We start from the raw sequence: 17,880 nt of genomic DNA, 5'->3' as shown, positions 1-17,880 counted from the left end.
TAGTTCAAACTAATACGCGGGTATTGTAGTAACACTGTTTTGCACTGCAGTAATCTGCTTGCAGCGCGACCCCTTCTCTATAAATAATGCCTGATATATTTGTCTCATGTAAATAAATTTTCTTGTGGCAATGCAAAAAGACGGCATTTAGTTCAAATTCCAAGCATTCAGGCATAAAAAAAAGTCCCGTGAACGGGACTTTGGTGAGCTTTTAGCCTGGAGGCAGGGTTTTACATTTGCTTGAACAGATGAACGAAGCTGCGGCTGACTTCCAGCTTTTCTGTCAGGCCTTTAATTTGCACCAGATGGCGGCCGCGCAGATCGCGCACCACACCGGAAATGGCTTTTGCGTTGACCAGCGTCGCCCTGTGGATTTGCCAGAACAAGGCAGGGTCCAGTTCCTCGGCCAAATCGCGCACCGGTTTGCGGATCAGTGCCTCGTAGGTGGCTGTTTGTACGCGGGTATATTTCTCGTCAGACTGGAAGAACAGGATTTCCTCTACCGGTATCAGACGCAGTTCCTGGCCTATCGACGCCTGTATCCACTGCAGATAATTCGGTTTGCCGCCTATGCCCATCTGCTTGGCCAGTTGGGCCAGCATATTGCTCATATCATTAGGCTGGGCCTGGCTGACCAGGCGCGCCTTCAGGCGTTCCACGGTTTTTTGCAGGCGCTCCACGTCGGCGGGCTTCAGCACATAATCAACCGCGCCATGATCAAATGCCTGGATGGCGTACTGGTCGTAAGCGGTGATGAAGACGATATGTGCTTTGGTGCCGATTTCCTTTGCTGCTTCCAGGCCTGTTTTCACCGGCATGCGGATATCCAGGAAAGCAAAATCAGGTTGATGGGTTTCCACCAGTTGCACGGCTTCTTCACCATTCTTGGCTTCTTCCAGTATTTCAAGCTCGGGCCAGACCTGTTCCAGGCGCGACTTCAACTGGTCGCGCATCAATCTTTCGTCATCAGCAAGTATTGCAGTTGGCATAGTAGCGTTAAGGTTTGATTAGTTGGCTAATTCATAAGGAATCTCTATAGTAACGCAAACTCCGCTGGGTTGATTAGGTGTAATGATCATTTGGCCTTTTTCTTTATACAAAAGCTTCAGGCGCTCGCGGATATTCTGTAATCCGAGCCCGGTGCCGTTGCTCGGTACTGCACCGAAGCCCAGCCCATTATCGGTGACAGAAACGCGCAGCTTGTTATGCGCTACTTCGGCATGGAAGCGCAGCGTGCCGCCTTCCGCCTTTACTTCCAGGCCGTGCTTGATCGCATTTTCCACCAGGGATTGCAGCATCATCGGCGGGAAGGAGGCGCTACGCAGGCCTTCCGGCATATTGAAATCCACTTCCAGCCTTTCTTCCATACGCATTTTCAGCAGATCGAGATAGGATTTGACCATATCGGCTTCGCGGCCCAGATTGGTGATAGAGGCGTTTTCCCGCATTTGAGGCAGGACGGCGCGCAGGTATTGGATCAGATTGCGCTGCATGGCTGCGGCGCGTGGAGGGTCTGTTTCTATCAGATGCTCTACCGATGCCAGCGTATTGAACAAGAAGTGTGGCTCCACCTGTGCCTGCATCATCTGCATTTGCGCTTCGCTGACCTGCCTCAGCAAGGATTCCCGTTCCGCTGCCGCATTGGCGACCTTGGCATTTTCTTCCGCCCTGGCTTTGCCGCCCAGCAGGGCTTTCATGCCGAACAAGCCAACCACCAGCAAAATCACAAAGTTGCCGAACCATTTGGAAGATTTTTTCTTGTAGCTTTTAACTTCTTCGTCGGCGGCATCGGCCACAGCATCTTCGATTTCATTGCTGATGACTTGCGCTACCTCCGGCGGAAGCTTGATATGAATGTCGTCGCCTTCCTTGGGGATGGACATCGGCGGAGCAGGTTGTACTGGAGGCACCGGAGGTACGCCGCTTTCGCTGTTGGCCGGCGGGGCTACGGGCGCAGTGCTGGCAACATTGACGTCACTTTCGTCGCCGTTTTTGACTCGCACGCCATTCTCATCAATTTCTATCTGCTTGTTCTTGCCGTCACCCTTGTTCTTGCGGATGTAGATGCCTGTGCCATCGATTTCCACATTGGTGTCGCCATCGGTGATCGACTTGGCCTTGGTCTTACCGGTTTTTTTATCGGTTTTCTTTTTGGTGACGACGATATTCTCTTCTGCCGAAAACAAGGTGTCCTGCAGAATGGCTCCCGCCAGCATTGCCAGTATCGCGAACAGGAAAAATTTCCACCAGGACAACTTGGTAACCCAGGCTAGGGTTTTGTCAAAGGCGATGCGTACCCCATGCTTGAAATTATTAGCAGCGCGCTCTAAGGATTGGGCAGTGTTCGGATTCATGATGATATTTTTATAAATTGCAGTATTTTTGCAGCTTGCCAGTGTATATCAGAGCGGCAAGGCTGAGTTCTTTGTTGTGTCTTCCTGACAATGCCCTAAGTGAGTATCCTGCCGTGTTTTTTCGGCACCAGCGCATTTTGCGTAGAAAGCAGGTTTTCTATTTCGTCCATCTTGGTTTTTTCAGCCGGTGTCAGGCGCTTTGCGCTGACGATGACGGTTTGTATATGTGCATCGACCGGTTGCTCAGCGGGGTAAGTGATACCGGAAGGGCGCGCGGAAGATGTTTCACCAGTTGCCAGCGCATGGGATCCCACGGTATAGGATGCCGCGGCCAGCAGGCTGATCAGCAGCAGGGCTTTGCTAAAGATAGTGATATTCATGACGGGCTCCCATGCAATGCGGTTTGGTATGCTTGCACTGTAAAGAAAGCACCTGCACTTATCTATCGGCTTGCGACAGTCTGCATGAATGGCGGTACAGAATCGTCAAAATTCAAGCTGGTTTGATTTGAAATAGCAGATCTCAGAAGAGAGCTGGCGCTCCTGGACGGCCACTACGGCGGCTACAGGCGCGAGAAAACTAGGTTGCCTGAGCTTGATTAATTATATAAATGTTGTTTTTTCTGATCTACCGGTACCGCCGGGCTGAACCCGGCAGGGGTGGCAGGGGCATATCATAGCCCGACGCGGTACAATAGCGGATTCCAGAATTTTGATTTGCCATCCCCTTTATCCGTGAAATCGACCGCATTACCCTCCCGCCGCTTATCGGTGGCCCCCATGATGGACTGGACTGACCGACACTGTCGCCAGTTCCATCGCCAGATTACCCGCCATAGCTGGCTCTATACCGAGATGGTGACCACCGGTGCCTTGCTGCACGGCGACGTGCCGCGTCATCTGGACTTCAACGACGAAGAGCATCCGGTTGCCCTGCAACTGGGCGGCAGCGAACCGACCGACCTGGCAAAAAGCGCAAAGCTGGGCGAGCAATGGGGCTATGACGAGATCAACCTGAATTGCGGCTGCCCCTCGGAGAGAGTGCAAAAAGGCGCATTCGGTGCCTGCCTGATGGCCGAACCGACGCTGGTTGCCGATTGCGTCAAGGCGATGAAGGATGCCGTGCAGGTGGATGTCACTGTCAAGCACCGTATAGGTATTGATGACGTCGAATCCTATGATTTCGTGCGCGATTTTGTCGGGCAGATCGCTGATGCAGGTTGCAATACCTTCATCGTGCATGCGCGCAATGCGATCCTGAAGGGCCTCAGCCCCAAGGAAAACCGCGAAGTGCCACCGCTGAAGTATGACTACGCTTATCAGTTGAAGAAGGATTTTCCGCAACTGGAGATCATCATCAACGGCGGCATCAAGACGCTGGAAGAGATAGATCTGCATTTGCAGCATCTGGATGGCGTAATGCTCGGGCGTGAGGCCTATCATAATCCTTACATCATGTCGCAGTTCGACAGCCGCTACTATGGTGATGAAACACCATATAAATCAAGGCGCGAAGTGATAGAAGCAATGCTGCCTTACATCAGTTCGCAACTGGAAAAACATGGCAAAAGCAAGGCCGGTGGCGGTCTGAAGCTCAATAGCATCACTCGCCATATGCTGGGCTTGATGACGGGGCTGGTCGGCGCCCGCGCGTTTCGCCAGACCCTTTCGGATAGTAAAAAGCTGGCGTCCGGCGATCCGGCGCTTTTGCTGGAGGCCTTGCAGCGCATGCAGGGCATTTCCGATTACGTCGCACATGTTTGATGCACTGAATTGTCTTGACTGAGAAGATTCCTATGAAAACAGGTTTGAAATTTCTGGTAGCAGGTAGTTTGTTGGCGTCCTCCCTGGGAGCGCATGCGGAAGTGCTGGTAAAGGATGCCTGGGTGAGGGCGACAGTACCTCAGCAAAAAGCAACCGGCGCCTTCATGAAAATACAGGTGCCTCAGGATTCCCGCTTGGTCGAAGTGCAAACTTCGGCAGCGGCAACGGCAGAAGTCCATCAGATGAAGATGGACAATAACGTCATGAAGATGCGGGCGGTTCCCGATCTGGAGCTCCCGGCCGGCAAGGAGATAGAGCTCAAGCCAGGCAGCTACCACGTGATGCTGATGGGCTTGAAGGTGCAGGTCAAGGAAGGGGATATCGTGCCGCTGACTCTGATCATAGAAGGCAAGGATAAAAAGCGCGAAACCGTTGAGGTGAAGGCCAAGGCGCGGCCTTTGAACAGCGCCGAAGGGAAGATGTAAGCCCCCTTCATCTGGTGTTTGCGAGCCGGCTTCAAGCCGGCTTTTTCTTTGGATGTAAAGATTCGTGTAAAGACCGGCGTAAAGCTTCTCTTATACTCTGTATCCGCCAAGTACCAGTTGGTAATAATTTGTAATAAGCCTCAGTGAGACGAAGGGCCGGAGATATATTGTCAACAGCTTCATTGCATGCTCCTTCATCTCACTGCGACAGTGAGTTTGCCTACGTAGATACTACGTAGGCATTTTTTTTGGATGAACGGGTAGGGGTCTGCATTTCACCGTCTGGAGCAGTATCTTCATGATCGGCATGCGGCGTCCTCAACAATCTACAACGAAAGTGGACCATGAAACTCATCGCACGCAAATACATTTCTTCGATTACAGTCGCGCTCGCCTGTGCATTTGCCGGTTCGGCGCATGCCGTCTCAGTCATGGACCTGAAACTGGAAAGCCTTGTGCCTCGCATGGCAGAAATCAAGAAGGCCCTGAACCTCAACCCGAATCAACAGACTTTGTGGCAGCAGACCGAGGCCAAGACCAATAATATCCTGCACACCCGAGAACTCCGTCGTGATCGCTTACAGGCTGAAATAGGGCAGAGGATGGATCAAAGTGGCGGCGAACTGCGCGATATGGCAAGACTAGTCGATGCAGAAGAAGACATGTCCGAGCAGGAAGCGCGGCAGTTGAGAGAGCTATGGCTGACCGTGAATGACGCGCTGGATGATAATCAGCGGCAGATCGCACAGGGCTTCCTGGCTGAGCAATTGCGCCGCCAGACGGATGGCCCCCAAATAAATCATGAAAAATCCGGTGGCGATGCGCCGAAACGCGGCGGCGGAAGGAAGGGCGGCATGGGCGGCAGTATAGGCGGAGGCGGCGGTTCCGCCCAGTTCTGAGGGTTGGCAAGATGGTTGGCCAGATTATCTAAACGGGTAGAACTGAAGGTCCCCAGGCCCGCACTGTCGCACGGCATCTTTTTAGGCCAGGCTGCAGTTTAATTCGCGGGCCAGGGAGCTCCCTTCAGTTCCACCGTATTTCCTTCCGGGTCATTGATGTAGATGGAGGGGCCTTCTCCCTCGGCGCCATAACGCGACCCCACATCGCCGAGTTCAACGCCGAAGCGGGCGAGATGCGAGCGTATTGCGTCCTCATCATAGGCTTCAATGCGGAAGCAGAAATGGTCCATGTTGCGGCCTTCCTTGCCTGGCGCGGCACCGCCGGGTCTACCCAGTTTGCCGTCTATGGTGACCAAATCCAGCAGCGAACTGCCGGCACGCAGCTGGACCAGGCCGATTTCATCCTGGCGGCGCTCTATGCGGCAACCCAGTGCCTCACAATAGAATTGAATCATTTTGTTCTGGTCCTTGACCCGCAAGACCAGGTGGTCGATTTCGCGTATTTGTATCATGCTGAACCGTACAATAAAATTTAAGTGTAGCGCAGATGCCTGAGCCTGGCTTGGCTACCGCCAAGGCCGACCCTATTCAGAAAAATAGCTCCACTTGCCATTCTTGATCTGCACCATCACGCGCGCCCTCTGGTCCAGCCCCAGGTGGTCGTTCTTGCTCATATTGACCACTCCGTTTGTGGTGGGCAGGCCCTTGATATTTTCCAGCGCATCGCGCAAGGCCGCGCGGAACTCCAGCGTGCCCGGTTTGGCCCGCTTCAGCGCAAGCGGTATCGTATTCTGCAGCAGCAAGCCTGCATCCCATGCATAGGATGCGAAAGCGGCCAGGCTGCCGGCGCCATAAGCAGCTTCAAACTTATTGGAAAAATCCAGTGCCGCTTTTTTAACCGGGCTGGAGTCCGGCAACTGTTTCGCGACCATGACTGGGCCGGTCGGCAGGAAGGTCAATTCGCAATCCTTGCCGCAGACGCGTAGGAAATCACTGTTGGCGACCCCATGATTATGATAGATGCGGCCTTTATAGCCACGTTCTACCAGGGTCTTGGGCGGCAGTGCTGCCGGAGTGCCGGAGGCGCCGACGACGATAGCATCCGGATTGGCCGACATCAGTTTCAGCACCTGACCGACCACGCTGCTATCATTGCGGCTATAACGCTCAACGACGGCGACCTTGATCTTCTTCAATTCAGCATACTTGCTGACCTCCGCCAGGAAGGCTTCTCCCAGCGCATCCGAAAAACCGATAAAGCCCATGCTTTTTACGCCAGCCCGGCTCATGTCCTCGGCGATGGCGATTGCCATCATCGTATCTGTTTGTGGCGTCTTGAACATCCACGCACGATTGGCATCCATGGGTTCTATGATGCGGTTGCTCGATGCCAGGCTGATGGCGGCGGTTTTTCCTTCGCCCAAGACCGGTAGCATGGCCAGCGAATTCGGTGTTGTCGTTGAGCCTATGATGGCATCGACTTTTTCTTCCGAGATCAGCTTGCGGGTATTGGTCACCGTCTGCGTAGTATCCGACGCGTCATCCAGCACGATATATTCCACCTTGTTGCCTGCGATTTCCTTGGGCAGCATCGCAATGGCGTTTTTCTCGGGGATGCCCAGCGATGCTGCGGGGCCAGTGGATGAAATGGTCACGCCTATGCGGATCTGCGCTTGCGCGCCGACACAGAAAAATGCCAGCAAAGCGGTAATCGCGATATCGCGGTATTTTATGGAAATTGTTTGAGTGTTCGCTTGCATGGAGTCTCCGGCTTGGTTTTATTGTTGGCTTTGTATTTTGATTTTAATCAGGTTTGAGTCTGCAAGGGATGGACAGGAAACCGCGGAAACGGGCTCGTCCGCCGCGAACGGCTTTGCCCGCTAAGGTGTAGTGCGGAAAGCGTGCCAGGAAGGCAGCTATGGCGACGCGGGCTTCCAGCCTTGCCAGGAACATGCCGGCGCATTGGTGTATGCCGGACGCAAAAGCCAGGTGGCGGTTCGGCGAGCGCGATATATCCAGGGTATCAGGATCAGGGAAGTGCGCAGAGTCACGGTTGGCAGCGCCTATGCAGACGCTAATCCTGCTGCCGGCAGGAATTTCAACGCCGCCAATGACGGTGGCCGCCGTCGTGATGCGATTGCCGAGCTGGTTGGAGCTTTCAAAGCGCAGGAATTCTTCTATCGCAGTATGGATTAAGGCAGGGGTCGCCAGTAATCTTTGTTTTTCCTGCGGCCACTCCAGCAGCGCATACAAGCCATTGCCGATCAGATTGGTTGTCGTTTCGTGGCCGGCATTGAGCAGGAAGACACAGTTTTGCAGCAATTCCTGCTCGGTCAGTTTTTCACCATCGGCTTCGCCCTGTATCAGGCGGGTCAGCATATCCTTGTGCGGATCGCCGGGGTACAGCCGGCGCTCTGCGACGAGGACTTTCAGATAGTCGAGAAAATCGCTCAGGCTGCGATTGGCGTAGTCAAAGAACTCCGGCGTAATGCTCGGCTCCAGCGCGCCCAGGATCGCAAGCGACCAGGCGCGCAGAGGTTCACGTTCGTGATGCGGCACACCAAGCAAGTTACCGATGATCTCAACCGGTATGGCGGACGCAAAATCGGTGATCAGATCAACGTCCTGTTTGTGTTCCATCCGATCCAGCAGATCACCTACCAATGTCACCAGCCCGGGTTCTGTCTCTGCCATTGCCGCAGGCGTCAGGCCGCCCATGATCAGCCTCCGTACGCGCGTATGCAAAGGCGGATCATTGAATACCAGGCTGGTGGTGTGATGCTGGTACAGCAGCGAATCGCCATAACGCGGTTTGAACTCTATTTTTTTGTCGGAGCTGAAGGTTTTAGTGTCTTTATAGACCGCCTGGATATCCGCATACCGGGTCAACAGGAAAGAGCCGTCCGGCATAGGCCTGACCGGCTCATGCTCGCGTAGCGCCGCGTAGTACGGGTAGGGATCTTCGTAAAAATCTGCCGGCAACTCGCGCAGATCAAAGGACTTCAATGCTTGCATATGCCTTTTCCGGGTAATCGTCCATGGCAGGAAATGCGATCTCGGCCGCCGTTCTTCATTGGCCCGACGCTTACGAAGTTATTGATTTGCCATTGAACTGTATGCAACACTTTTACCGATTCCCGCCAGGCTGTCAAGTTCATCCGTCCTCTAGTAAGATGCGGTCTTTACGCGCGGGTGATGCATTTGGATACGGCACGAATTACTTCTTTATTACAGCAGGCGGTCGGCTTGCAGCAGCAGGGCAAATACGGCCATGCTGAGAGCCTGTACTTGCAGGTGCTGCAAATGGATGCATCCAATTTTGATGCGATGCATCTATTAGGTGTGCTGGCCCGGCAAACCGGACGCTCGGAACTGGCTCTGGATCTGATCAGCAGGGCCATACAGATCAACCCCAACCAGGCAGCAGCCTATTGCAATGCCGGTGCGGTTCTGCAGGATCTGCAGCGGCCGGAAGAGGCGCTGGCCAGCTACGACAAGGCGCTACATATCAAGCCTGATTACGTACTGGCGCTGAATAACCGCGGCAATGCACTGCGCAATCTGTCGCGCTATGAAGAAGCTTTGGAAGACTACCGGCAGGCGATAGCGCTGAAACCGGATTATGCCGAAGCCTATAATAACCAGGGCATCGTCCTGCACAAGTTAGGCCGTAACGAAGCAGCAATTGCGGCTTACCAGCATGCCTTGCGGCTGAATCCGGCGTTTGCCGACGCCTGCAATAACCTCGGTATCGCACAGCATGCGCTGCATGACTTTGAAGCAGCCATCGCGACCTATTCCTCGCTGATACAAGCTTACCCTGCATATGCCGATGCCTGGTGCAATCGCGGCATGGCACTGCAAAAATCGCAGCTCTTCCAGCAGGCGCTGGAAAACTACGATGAAGCGCTGCGCCTGCGCCCGGACTTTGCGAATGCTCACCTGTATCGAGCCAATAGCCTGCGCGCACTGGGGCGGACAGAAGAGGCGAAATCTGCCTACCTGCATGCACGTGAGCAGGGCGCGGATGCCGAACAGGTTGACTATGCTTTGGCTGCCCTGGGTGTCATTGCAGCTCCTGCAAGCTCTCCTGCCTCATACGTGAAAGAATTGTTTGACCAGTATGCAGAGCATTTTGACCTGCATTTGCTGGAAGGCTTGCAATACCGTACTCCGGCTTTGCTGGTGGACATGCTGAGGGAAGGGCTGAAGGCTCCGAGTCTCGCGGGAACGCTGGATATAGTCGACCTCGGTTGCGGCACCGGTCTGTGCGGAACCTTGCTGAAGCCGTTTTCCCGGAAGCTGATTGGGGTAGACCTGTCGCCGAACATGCTGCAGCAGGCGGCCGCCAGGAATGTGTATGACACTCTGGCATGTGCCGAAATAAACCAGTTCTTGAGCGACAAACCTGAGAGCTGCGATGTGGTGCTGGCCGCCGACGTATTTGTCTATGTGGGTGACCTAGCTGGCATTTTTGCGGCGGCACGCGCAGCGCTGCGCAGCGACGGGCTATTTGCATTTTCCGTCGAAGAGTCTGAACAGGAAGAGATCGTCCTGCGACCCAGCTTGCGCTTTGCCCATTCTTCGGCTTACCTGCAAAGAATGGCGGAGCGGCACGGCTTTATCATCAAAAAAATGGACAGCCGGGTCATACGCCAGGATGACGGCGCGGATCTGTACGGCTTTCTGGTCGTTTTGCAACGCAACTAAACATCCCTTGTTGCAAATTCGGCTGATTATTTACCATATGTTACTTGTGCGCCGGCTTGCGGCGGCAGAATATGAAAGAAACCGATTCCGATGTTGATATTGATGAATCGATGTTGATGGTTTTTCTCATAGCCGTTTTACTTTAATAATAATCAGAGGCTCATCATGAAGCTCGCCACCAGGCGGATCCTTGCACTTATCGGTGCTGTTGGTACCGTCAGCAGCATTGCTGCCGTCACTGCTTTGCCATCCCAAGCAGCGGAATTAACTCCTGAACAACAAGCTGTACATGTTCTTAATCGCCTTGGCTACGGACCCAAGCCCGGTGATATACAACGTGTGCAGCAAATGGGCGTGGACCGCTACATCCAGCAGCAATTGAATCCGTCCTCCCTTCCTTTGCCCGCTAGCTTGAACAGTCGGCTGAAAGCTTTGGATGTGCAGGATGAAAGCGCCGGGCAGGTACTGTATGAATACCAGGCTGCGCTCAAGCTGACCAAGGATGACAGCGACGAAGCCAAGAAAAAGCGCCGTGAACTGATAGGCCGCATCGTGGAGCAAACCGCAGAGGCGCGCATTGCACGCGCAATAGACAGCCCGCGCCAGCTGGAAGAGGTCATGGTGGACTTCTGGTTCAACCATTTCAATGTTTTTTCCGGCAAGGGCCTGGACAGGGCATTGGTCGCCAGTTATGAAAGAGATGCGATACGTCCTTACGTCTTCGGCAATTTCCGTGACTTGCTGGGCGCTACCGCCAAGCACCCGGCGATGCTGTTCTATCTGGACAACTGGCTGTCTACGTCGGCCGATTATCAGCCCCGTGGATTTCGCAGGAACGCTGCGCAGGGAGTGAAGGCAAAAGCCAATGGCCTGAACGAAAATTTTGCGCGCGAAGTGATGGAACTGCACACCCTGGGTGTGGATGGCGGCTACACCCAGAAAGACGTGACTGAACTGGCCCGCATGCTGACCGGCTGGACTTTCGAACCGCGAGATCTGATACGCAATAATCGCACTTTCCAGTTTGATGCAGACCGGCACGACAATGGCAGCAAAGAGTGGATGGGCAGGCACATAAACGCCCAGGGCCAGCGCGAGGGCGAGTTCGCACTGGATGTGCTGGCCATGCACCCTGCCACTGCGCACCATCTGAGTTATCAATTGGCGCAATACTTTGTGCAGGACAATCCTCCCGCTGCGCTGGTGGACAGGATGTCCAAGCGCTACCTGGAGTCCGGCGGCAATATACGTGCCGTACTGGAGACGCTGTTCAAGAGCCCTGAGTTCATGGATGACAGCGTACTCGCCGCCAAATACAAAACTCCTTATCAATTCGTCATTTCAGCTGCGCGTGCTGCTGAAATGCCGGTGACCAACATCCGGCCTTTGCTGGGCACGTTGTCCCAGCTTGGCATGCCTTTGTATGGATGCCAAACTCCCGACGGCTACAAGAACACCGAGGCCGCGTGGATGAACCCGGATGCGCTGACCCGCCGCATCAATTTCGCTACCGCAATGGCAACCGGCCGCCTGCCTTTGAACAAGGCAGTGGATGAAGGTGACAAGATGGGCAAGCGCCAACTGGAAAAACAGGCAGATGGGCCGGACAAGCCGAATGCACAAGCAATGCCGCCGCTGAATTCGCAAAATTTGATGGCAGCCTTAGGGACGGTGATTTCCACCCGCACGCGCGACGTCATTGCCAATAACCCTGAAGCTTTGCGGGCCGCGATGCTGCTGGGTAGTCCTGACTTCATGCAACACTGATTTTCCTGGAGAAATAAGATGAAACGCAGAAATTTCTTGTTGTCATGCGCGGTCGGAGCGGGGCTGGCGACACCGGTGGGCCGCCAGGCCTGGGCAATCAGTAATACGGAAACTGCCGACAACGGCAAAAAAATGATTGTCATCATGCTGCGCGGCGCCGTAGATGGCTTGAACGTCGTGGCGCCCTATGGCGATGCCGACTACCTGCGCTTGCGTCCGACGATCGCGCTGGGCAGACCCGGGCAGGACAATGGTGCATTGGACCTGGATGGGTATTTCGGCATGCATCCGGCGCTGGTCGATTTGCAGCCCTTGTGGCAGCAAAAGAAACTGGCCTTCGTGCATGCCAGCGGCTCTCCCGATGCAACGCGTTCACATTTTGATGCGCAAGACTATCTGGAGTCGGCCACTCCCGGCCGCAAGAGCACGCAGGATGGCTGGATGAACCGCCTACTGGGTAATTTACCCGGCACCCTGACGCCAACCCGTGCCATCAGCATAGGCCCTGTGATGCCGCGCATTCTGACCGGCAGCGCGCCTGCGACCAATCTTGCCGCAGGCGCAGCGGGTACCCGGGCCAATGTGCTGGACAGGCCGCAGGTGGGTAGCGCCTTTGATCAGCTATATCAGGGCAATGAAAAGTATGCGCGCGCCTTTGAAGACTCAAAGTCAGCCCATAAAGAGATGATGTCGGCGTCGATGGACAATGAAATGCAGATGGCAAACGGCGGCGCTCCACTACCAAATGGATTCCCCGACGATGCGTCGCGGCTGGCAACATTGATGCGCAACGACCCCAAGATACAGATAGCCTTCATGGCACTGGGCGGTTGGGATACGCATGCCAACCAGGGTTCGGCAAAAGGCCAGCTAGCCAACAGACTCAGCCCGCTGGGGCAGGGCTTGGCCATTCTGGCCCGCAAGCTTGGCCCCATGTTTGACGACACCACGATAGTAGTGATGTCGGAATTTGGCCGTACCGTAAAGCAAAACGGCAATGGCGGCACCGACCACGGGCATGGCAACGTGATGTGGGTCCTGGGTGGCAATATCGCCGGCGGCAAAGTCTATGGAGACTGGCGCGGCCTCGCCAATGCACAATTGTACGAGGGGCGGGATGTGCCGGTGACCACCGATTTCCGCTCCGTATTGGCGCAGGTCTGCGAGAGGCATCTGCGCTTGCCGGACAATCACCTGGCGCAAGTCTTTCCTGCAATGCCGCAAACCGGCTCAGGTCTTCATTTGTTTGCTGCCTGAGCGCTAGCTTTTGCGATCAAACCGCGGCCAGCCTATTGATGACTTCTCATCGATAGGCTGGCCGCATCAGTTGGCTGTACCGCCTGCTGGCGCCTGTCGCGCTTTGGCGCACTGCAGCAGAATTGCCCGCTTTGCATGTGGCAAAATTTATCCTAAACTGAATTCACTACGGCTTTCCTGGCGCCCACAGTTGCCCGACAGTACCTGAACGTATCTGACGGCATGCCTCTCAACCGACGCCCGTACGACACAGCTAATCTTTGTTTGGCGCAAGCTTTGTTGCACGTCCATATCAAGCCGAAAAATTATTATTCCGCTTTTTAGGAGACAGCTATGGAACTTCGCATGCATTCCCATCATTATGTCGCCCGCACTCCTGATTGGACTGCGGCGGCGGTGTCCGGCTTTGTCGCCGGTGCTGTGGTCATGGTGATGGAATTGTTCTGGTCGACAGTCATTATCAATGTCAGTCCCTGGGCTGCCTCGCATCTTGTCGCCGCGATACTGATGGGGCCGGACGTATTGCAATCGACCACTTTCAGTATGGGCGTGGTTATCGCTGCCTTGGCTATCCACTATGTACTGGGTGCCATCTTTGGCGCCATTCTGGCTGCGATCATCGCGCCATTCCATCTTGACTCCAGCATACGCATGTCCTTGCTAACCGGTGCCATATTCGGCCTGCTGCTGTATGCATTCAATTTCTACGGCATGGTGAGTTTCTATCCCTGGTTTGCCGAAATGCAAAACGGCGTAGTGATGCTGAGCCACATCCTGTTCGGTATGACTGCCGCAGTCATGTACAGGCAACTGGAAAGATACAGGTCGGACGATTAATCGCCGCTCTGGCTGCACAATTAAAAATTACTCCCTGTAAGCGAAAGACAGTTCGTCTTTCGCTTGCTTATGCATGACATCCCGCTACCTTGTTTGCGGAGAAGAGGATAGATATGGCCATGGTCATAGCACTCATCGTGATTGTCGTCGCCTCGCTATTGTTCCACCTCATCAGTCCCTGGTGGTTGACGCCGCTGGCATCCAATTGGGACCGCATGGACCATACCTTGCTGATCACGCTGGTGATCACAGGATTCTTCTTCGTTGTCATCAATTTTTTCCTCGCTTATGCGGTGGTGAAATTTCGCCACAAGCCAGGAAATGCAGCACCAATGGACGCCCATTCCGGCCACAGGGCTGCTTATCAGCCTGAGAACAAGAAGCTGGAAAGATGGCTGATCATCGCAACGTCGATAGGTATTGTCGGCTTGCTGGCCCCGGGCCTGTTCGTGTATGCCGATTATGTCAAGGCGCCGCCGGATGCGCAGGTGCTGGAAATACTTGGCCAGCAGTGGCAGTGGCGCTTTCGCTTTCCCGGCCCCGGCGGAAAGCTGGGTGTAACCAATGTCAACCTGATCAGCACCAGCAATCCGTTCGGCATTGACCCCAAGGATCCGGCCGGGCACGATAATGTGATCATTAACAGCGGTGAGGTTCATCTGCCGCTTGGCAAGCCGGTCAAGGTGTTGCTGCGCTCCAATGATGTGCTGCATGATTTTTTTGTGCCTCCATTCCGCGCGCGGATGAATATCGTACCCGGCATGGTGACTACCTTCTGGTTTACGCCGACCAAGGCAGGGCGCTATGAAGCAATGTGCGCGCAACTGTGCGGCGTGGGCCATGCCAATATGCGCGGCTATGTGGTAGTGGAGGATGAAGCTACTTTCAAGGCCTGGCTGAAGGCGCAGCCGACCTTTGCTACCAGCATGGCGTCGCCCGTTGCGACCAGTGTCGCAAGCTCACCTCCGGCCGCTGGAACTGCGGCCGTACCGGACCTGGTGGCGCAAGGCAAAGCGCTGAGTCAATCCAAAGGCTGCGTGGCCTGTCATACACTGGATGGTAGCGCGGGGGTAGGGCCAAGCTGGAAGGGGCTGTATGGAAAAACCGAAACCATGGCCGACGGCAGCACGGCTTTGGTGGATGAGGCGTATTTGAAAGACTTTATCCGCAACCCGACCGCAAAAACAGTGAAGGGATTCGCACCCATCATGCCAAAAATAGAGATGAGCGACACCGAGCTGGCGGCACTGGTCGCCTATATCCAGTCTTATGGCAGCCCGCTGAACAAGAAGCAATGACAGCCGCAATAGCTGTAATTGTACGTAACAAATAGATTGAAAGAATTGATACCGGACGTTTAGAGTAACCAAGTGAGGACAGCATGAGCTACGGCGCAGCCAGTATGGACGATGAGCATCACGCTCCACAGAGTTTTTGGACCAAGTATGTCTGGAGCCAGGACCACAAGGTCATCGCGGTCCAGTACACCTGCGTGGCCATCCTGGTCGGGCTGGTAGGCATGATCCTGTCTGATCTGATGCGTTTGCAGTTGGGTTTCCCGGGGCGCTTTGAGGCCATCGATCCCACGCATTACTATCAGTTCATGACCATGCACGGCATGATCATGGTGATCTACCTGTTGACGGCATTGTTTCTCGGCGGTTTCGGCAATTACCTGATCCCGCTGATGGTGGGCGCGCGCGACATGGTTTTTCCCTACCTGAATATGCTGAGCTTCTGGGTCTATCTGCTTTCCGTACTGGTGCTGATGGCAAGCTTTTTCGTCACCGGCGGGCCTACCGGCGCCGGCTGGACCCTGTACCCGCCACAGACCATCCTGCCGGGAACACCGGGCAATGATGGCGGCATCATCCTGATGCTGGTGTCGCTGCTGATCTTTATTGTCGCGGCGACTATGGGCGGCCTGAACTATGTCACAACAGTTCTGCAGGCCCGTACGGAAGGCATGACATTGCTGCGCATGCCGCTGACGGTCTGGGGCATCTTCATGGCAACCATACTGGCCTTGCTCGCATTCCCAGCCTTGTTTGTCAGCGGCGTGATGATGCTGCTGGATAAAACCCTGGGCACCAGTTTCTTCATGCCCGCTATTTTGTCGATGGGACAATTGACAGGCCATCAGGGCGGCAGCCCTTTGCTGTTCCAACATTTGTTCTGGTTTTTCGGGCATCCAGAGGTATATATCGTGGCGCTGCCTTCATTCGGCATTGTTTCCGACCTGCTGAGTGTGCATGCGCGCAAGTGCATCTTCGGCTACAAGATGATGGTATGGGCGATTGTGGCTATCGGTGTGCTGAGTTTCGTGGTTTGGGCGCATCACATGTTTGTCAGCGGCATGAACCCGTACTTCGGCTTTTTCTTCGCCACCAGTACGCTGATTATTGCAGTGCCAACCGCCATCAAGGTCTACAACTGGGTGCTGACTATATGGCGAGGCGACATCCACATGACGGTACCCATGCTGTTTGCGCTAGCCTTTGTCAGTACCTTCCTGATCGGCGGTTTGACCGGCTTGTTCCTTGGTAATGTCAGCGTGGATATCCCCTTGTCGAATACCTATTTCGTTGTTGCCCACTTTCATATGGTGATGGGGGTAGCGCCGATTCTGACCGTGTTCGGCGGCATCTATCACTGGTATCCGAAAGTCAGCGGCCGCATGTTGAACGACACGTTAGGAAAATTCCACTTCTGGGTGACCTTTCTCGGCACCTACGCGATCTTCTTTCCCATGCACTACCTGGGCATTTTGGGAATGCCGCGCCGTTACTATAATTTCGACAATTACCAGTTCATCCCGCAATCGGCGCATACACTGAGCTCGTTCATCAGCGTGGTTGCCATCTTCGTGGGCATGGTCCAGCTGGTGTTTGTCTATAACTTGGTATCGAGCGCTTTCCGCGGCAAGAAGGCTCCCTCCAACCCTTGGCGCGCCGCATCGCTGGAGTGGCAGACGCCAGACACGCCCCCGGTGCATGGCAACTGGGGCGCGCATCTGCCGGTGGTTTATCGCGGCGCTTATGCATACAGTGTGCCCGGTGCTCGCGAAGACTTCATTGCGCAAAATGCGCCGCCGGAAGCTGGTGTCTTTGAGCATGACGAAGGCGAGCCAAGAGGAGTACCGGCATGAATCAATCCGCTGTCTTTACCGCCGATGCATCGCCTATTTCTGCGGAACTGCCACGCATCAGCAAACGAGCAACGCTGAGCGTTGCCCTATGGGTCTTCATGCTGGTTGCCTTCGCCTTGTTCGGGCTGTTCATGGCGGCGTATATCATGCGCATGACCGGGCCGGACTGGTCGCAGCTAGGCATGCCGTGGCAACTATGGTTGAGTTCAGCCTTGCTGCTCGCGGGCAGTCTGTCAATGCAAGCTGCCACAGCGGCAGCCAGGGCTGGGAGCGTGACTTCAAGCCGCCAGCTATTGGCTGCGGGAGGTGCCTTTGCTTTCGCCTTCCTGCTGGCGCAGTTCTGGGTCTGGCAAGTTTTGCTGGGGATGCAGGTACGCACTGCGGGCAACCCCGCAGGGAGTTTTTTCTACCTGCTAACGGCGATGCACGGCTTGCATGTTGCCGGCGGGTTAGTGTGCTGGCTGCTGGCCATGCGTTTTTCCATGCGCTTTACGGTAGGGCGCGAGGGGGTCGGTGAGATAGCGTGGCGGATAGCATTGTGCGCGCGTTATTGGCATTTCCTGTTGTTATTATGGGCAGTGCTATTTGCTGCATTTGGATGGCTGTCGCCGGAGTTTGTCCGCTATATCTGCGGCATACAGGCCTAGCAGGCCTGAGAGG

16 protein-coding genes are annotated in these 17,880 nt (G+C 54.8%); 10 read left to right on the top strand and 6 right to left on the bottom strand.

What is annotated here, in order from left to right:
* Positions 1–230 precede the first annotated feature (230 nt).
* The 3 genes from IEW12_RS01670 to IEW12_RS01660 form a co-directional block, all read right to left on the bottom strand.
* Positions 231–989, bottom strand: a complete 759-nt coding sequence (locus IEW12_RS01670; RefSeq protein WP_188564259.1) for a LytR/AlgR family response regulator transcription factor — start codon at positions 987–989, stop codon at positions 231–233.
* Between the two features lie 18 nt (positions 990–1,007).
* Positions 1,008–2,354, bottom strand: coding sequence for a sensor histidine kinase (locus IEW12_RS01665; RefSeq protein WP_188564258.1), 1,347 nt, complete (start codon positions 2,352–2,354; stop codon positions 1,008–1,010).
* 95 nt (positions 2,355–2,449) lie between these two features.
* Complete coding sequence (locus IEW12_RS01660; protein ID WP_188564257.1) at positions 2,450–2,734, bottom strand: hypothetical protein; 285 nt, start codon at positions 2,732–2,734, stop codon at positions 2,450–2,452.
* A 354-nt stretch (positions 2,735–3,088) separates the two neighbouring features.
* Between IEW12_RS01660 and dusA the strand changes: the two genes are divergently transcribed.
* The 3 genes from dusA (at position 3,089) to IEW12_RS01645 (ending at position 5,501) form a co-directional block, all read left to right on the top strand.
* Positions 3,089–4,117, top strand: a complete 1,029-nt coding sequence (gene dusA, locus IEW12_RS01655; protein WP_268237231.1) for a tRNA dihydrouridine(20/20a) synthase DusA — start codon at positions 3,089–3,091, stop codon at positions 4,115–4,117.
* A gap of 32 nt (positions 4,118–4,149) precedes the next feature.
* The gene (locus tag IEW12_RS01650) at positions 4,150–4,602 is read left to right on the top strand and encodes a copper chaperone PCu(A)C (protein WP_188564255.1); all 453 of its coding nucleotides are present in this window, start codon (positions 4,150–4,152) and stop codon (positions 4,600–4,602) included.
* 344 nt (positions 4,603–4,946) lie between these two features.
* Entirely contained in the window at positions 4,947–5,501 is a 555-nt protein-coding gene (locus IEW12_RS01645) for a hypothetical protein (protein WP_188564254.1), read from the top strand.
* 98 nt (positions 5,502–5,599) lie between these two features.
* Here IEW12_RS01645 and IEW12_RS01640 read toward each other — a convergent pair whose 3' ends face one another.
* The 3 genes from IEW12_RS01640 to IEW12_RS01630 all read right to left on the bottom strand — a co-directional run bounded on the left by IEW12_RS01640 (position 5,600) and on the right by IEW12_RS01630 (position 8,516).
* Positions 5,600–6,013, bottom strand: a complete 414-nt coding sequence (locus tag IEW12_RS01640; RefSeq protein WP_188564253.1) for a VOC family protein — start codon at positions 6,011–6,013, stop codon at positions 5,600–5,602.
* Between the two features lie 72 nt (positions 6,014–6,085).
* Entirely contained in the window at positions 6,086–7,261 is a 1,176-nt protein-coding gene (locus IEW12_RS01635) for an ABC transporter substrate-binding protein (RefSeq protein WP_188564252.1), read from the bottom strand.
* Positions 7,262–7,304: 43 nt separating this feature from the next.
* The gene (locus IEW12_RS01630) at positions 7,305–8,516 is read right to left on the bottom strand and encodes a cytochrome P450 (protein WP_188564251.1); all 1,212 of its coding nucleotides are present in this window, start codon (positions 8,514–8,516) and stop codon (positions 7,305–7,307) included.
* 186 nt (positions 8,517–8,702) lie between these two features.
* On the opposite strand from IEW12_RS01630, the gene IEW12_RS01625 reads away from it, so the two are divergent.
* From IEW12_RS01625 to IEW12_RS01595, 7 genes are all read left to right on the top strand, one after another.
* On the top strand, positions 8,703–10,211 hold the full coding sequence (locus IEW12_RS01625; protein ID WP_188564250.1) for a tetratricopeptide repeat protein: 1,509 nt from the start codon (positions 8,703–8,705) through the stop codon (positions 10,209–10,211).
* 165 nt (positions 10,212–10,376) lie between these two features.
* Positions 10,377–11,978 carry a DUF1800 domain-containing protein gene (locus IEW12_RS01620; protein ID WP_188564249.1) on the top strand — a complete coding sequence of 534 codons (1,602 nt, stop codon included), beginning with the start codon at positions 10,377–10,379 and terminating at the stop codon, positions 11,976–11,978.
* A gap of 18 nt (positions 11,979–11,996) precedes the next feature.
* Positions 11,997–13,235: a DUF1501 domain-containing protein gene (locus IEW12_RS01615; RefSeq protein ID WP_188564248.1), complete on the top strand. Its 1,239-nt coding sequence runs from the start codon at positions 11,997–11,999 to the stop codon at positions 13,233–13,235.
* Between the two features lie 333 nt (positions 13,236–13,568).
* Positions 13,569–14,072, top strand: a complete 504-nt coding sequence (locus IEW12_RS01610) for a hypothetical protein (protein ID WP_188564247.1) — start codon at positions 13,569–13,571, stop codon at positions 14,070–14,072.
* 113 nt (positions 14,073–14,185) lie between these two features.
* Positions 14,186–15,370: a cytochrome c oxidase subunit II gene (locus IEW12_RS01605; RefSeq protein WP_188564246.1), complete on the top strand. Its 1,185-nt coding sequence runs from the start codon at positions 14,186–14,188 to the stop codon at positions 15,368–15,370.
* An 83-nt stretch (positions 15,371–15,453) separates the two neighbouring features.
* Positions 15,454–17,220: a cytochrome c oxidase subunit I gene (locus IEW12_RS01600; protein WP_229750852.1), complete on the top strand. Its 1,767-nt coding sequence runs from the start codon at positions 15,454–15,456 to the stop codon at positions 17,218–17,220.
* Positions 17,217–17,867: a cytochrome c oxidase subunit 3 family protein gene (locus IEW12_RS01595; protein WP_188564245.1), complete on the top strand. Its 651-nt coding sequence runs from the start codon at positions 17,217–17,219 to the stop codon at positions 17,865–17,867. The genes IEW12_RS01600 and IEW12_RS01595 overlap by 4 nt, the downstream gene beginning before the upstream one ends.
* Positions 17,868–17,880 lie beyond the last annotated feature (13 nt).

It is taken from the genome of Parundibacterium terreum (genome assembly GCF_014636315.1).
Lineage (GTDB): Bacteria > Pseudomonadota > Gammaproteobacteria > Burkholderiales > Burkholderiaceae_D > Undibacterium > Undibacterium terreum.
This window is presented reverse-complemented; position numbering and strand designations above follow the sequence as displayed.

Excerpts from the sequence above, each read along its gene's own strand:
- IEW12_RS01670 (WP_188564259.1), bottom strand. The coding sequence starts at position 989 with ATGCCAACTGCAATACTTGCTGATGACGAAAGATTGATGCGCGACCAG.
- IEW12_RS01665 (WP_188564258.1), bottom strand. The coding sequence starts at position 2,354 with ATGAATCCGAACACTGCCCAATCCTTAGAGCGCGCTGCTAATAATTTC.
- IEW12_RS01660 (WP_188564257.1), bottom strand. The coding sequence starts at position 2,734 with ATGAATATCACTATCTTTAGCAAAGCCCTGCTGCTGATCAGCCTGCTG.
- IEW12_RS01650 (WP_188564255.1), top strand. The coding sequence starts at position 4,150 with ATGAAAACAGGTTTGAAATTTCTGGTAGCAGGTAGTTTGTTGGCGTCC.
- IEW12_RS01645 (WP_188564254.1), top strand. The coding sequence starts at position 4,947 with ATGAAACTCATCGCACGCAAATACATTTCTTCGATTACAGTCGCGCTC.
- IEW12_RS01640 (WP_188564253.1), bottom strand. The coding sequence starts at position 6,013 with ATGATACAAATACGCGAAATCGACCACCTGGTCTTGCGGGTCAAGGAC.
- IEW12_RS01635 (WP_188564252.1), bottom strand. The coding sequence starts at position 7,261 with ATGCAAGCGAACACTCAAACAATTTCCATAAAATACCGCGATATCGCG.
- IEW12_RS01630 (WP_188564251.1), bottom strand. The coding sequence starts at position 8,516 with ATGCAAGCATTGAAGTCCTTTGATCTGCGCGAGTTGCCGGCAGATTTT.
- IEW12_RS01620 (WP_188564249.1), top strand. The coding sequence starts at position 10,377 with ATGAAGCTCGCCACCAGGCGGATCCTTGCACTTATCGGTGCTGTTGGT.
- IEW12_RS01615 (WP_188564248.1), top strand. The coding sequence starts at position 11,997 with ATGAAACGCAGAAATTTCTTGTTGTCATGCGCGGTCGGAGCGGGGCTG.
- IEW12_RS01610 (WP_188564247.1), top strand. The coding sequence starts at position 13,569 with ATGGAACTTCGCATGCATTCCCATCATTATGTCGCCCGCACTCCTGAT.
- IEW12_RS01605 (WP_188564246.1), top strand. The coding sequence starts at position 14,186 with ATGGCCATGGTCATAGCACTCATCGTGATTGTCGTCGCCTCGCTATTG.
- IEW12_RS01600 (WP_229750852.1), top strand. The coding sequence starts at position 15,454 with ATGAGCTACGGCGCAGCCAGTATGGACGATGAGCATCACGCTCCACAG.
- IEW12_RS01595 (WP_188564245.1), top strand. The coding sequence starts at position 17,217 with ATGAATCAATCCGCTGTCTTTACCGCCGATGCATCGCCTATTTCTGCG.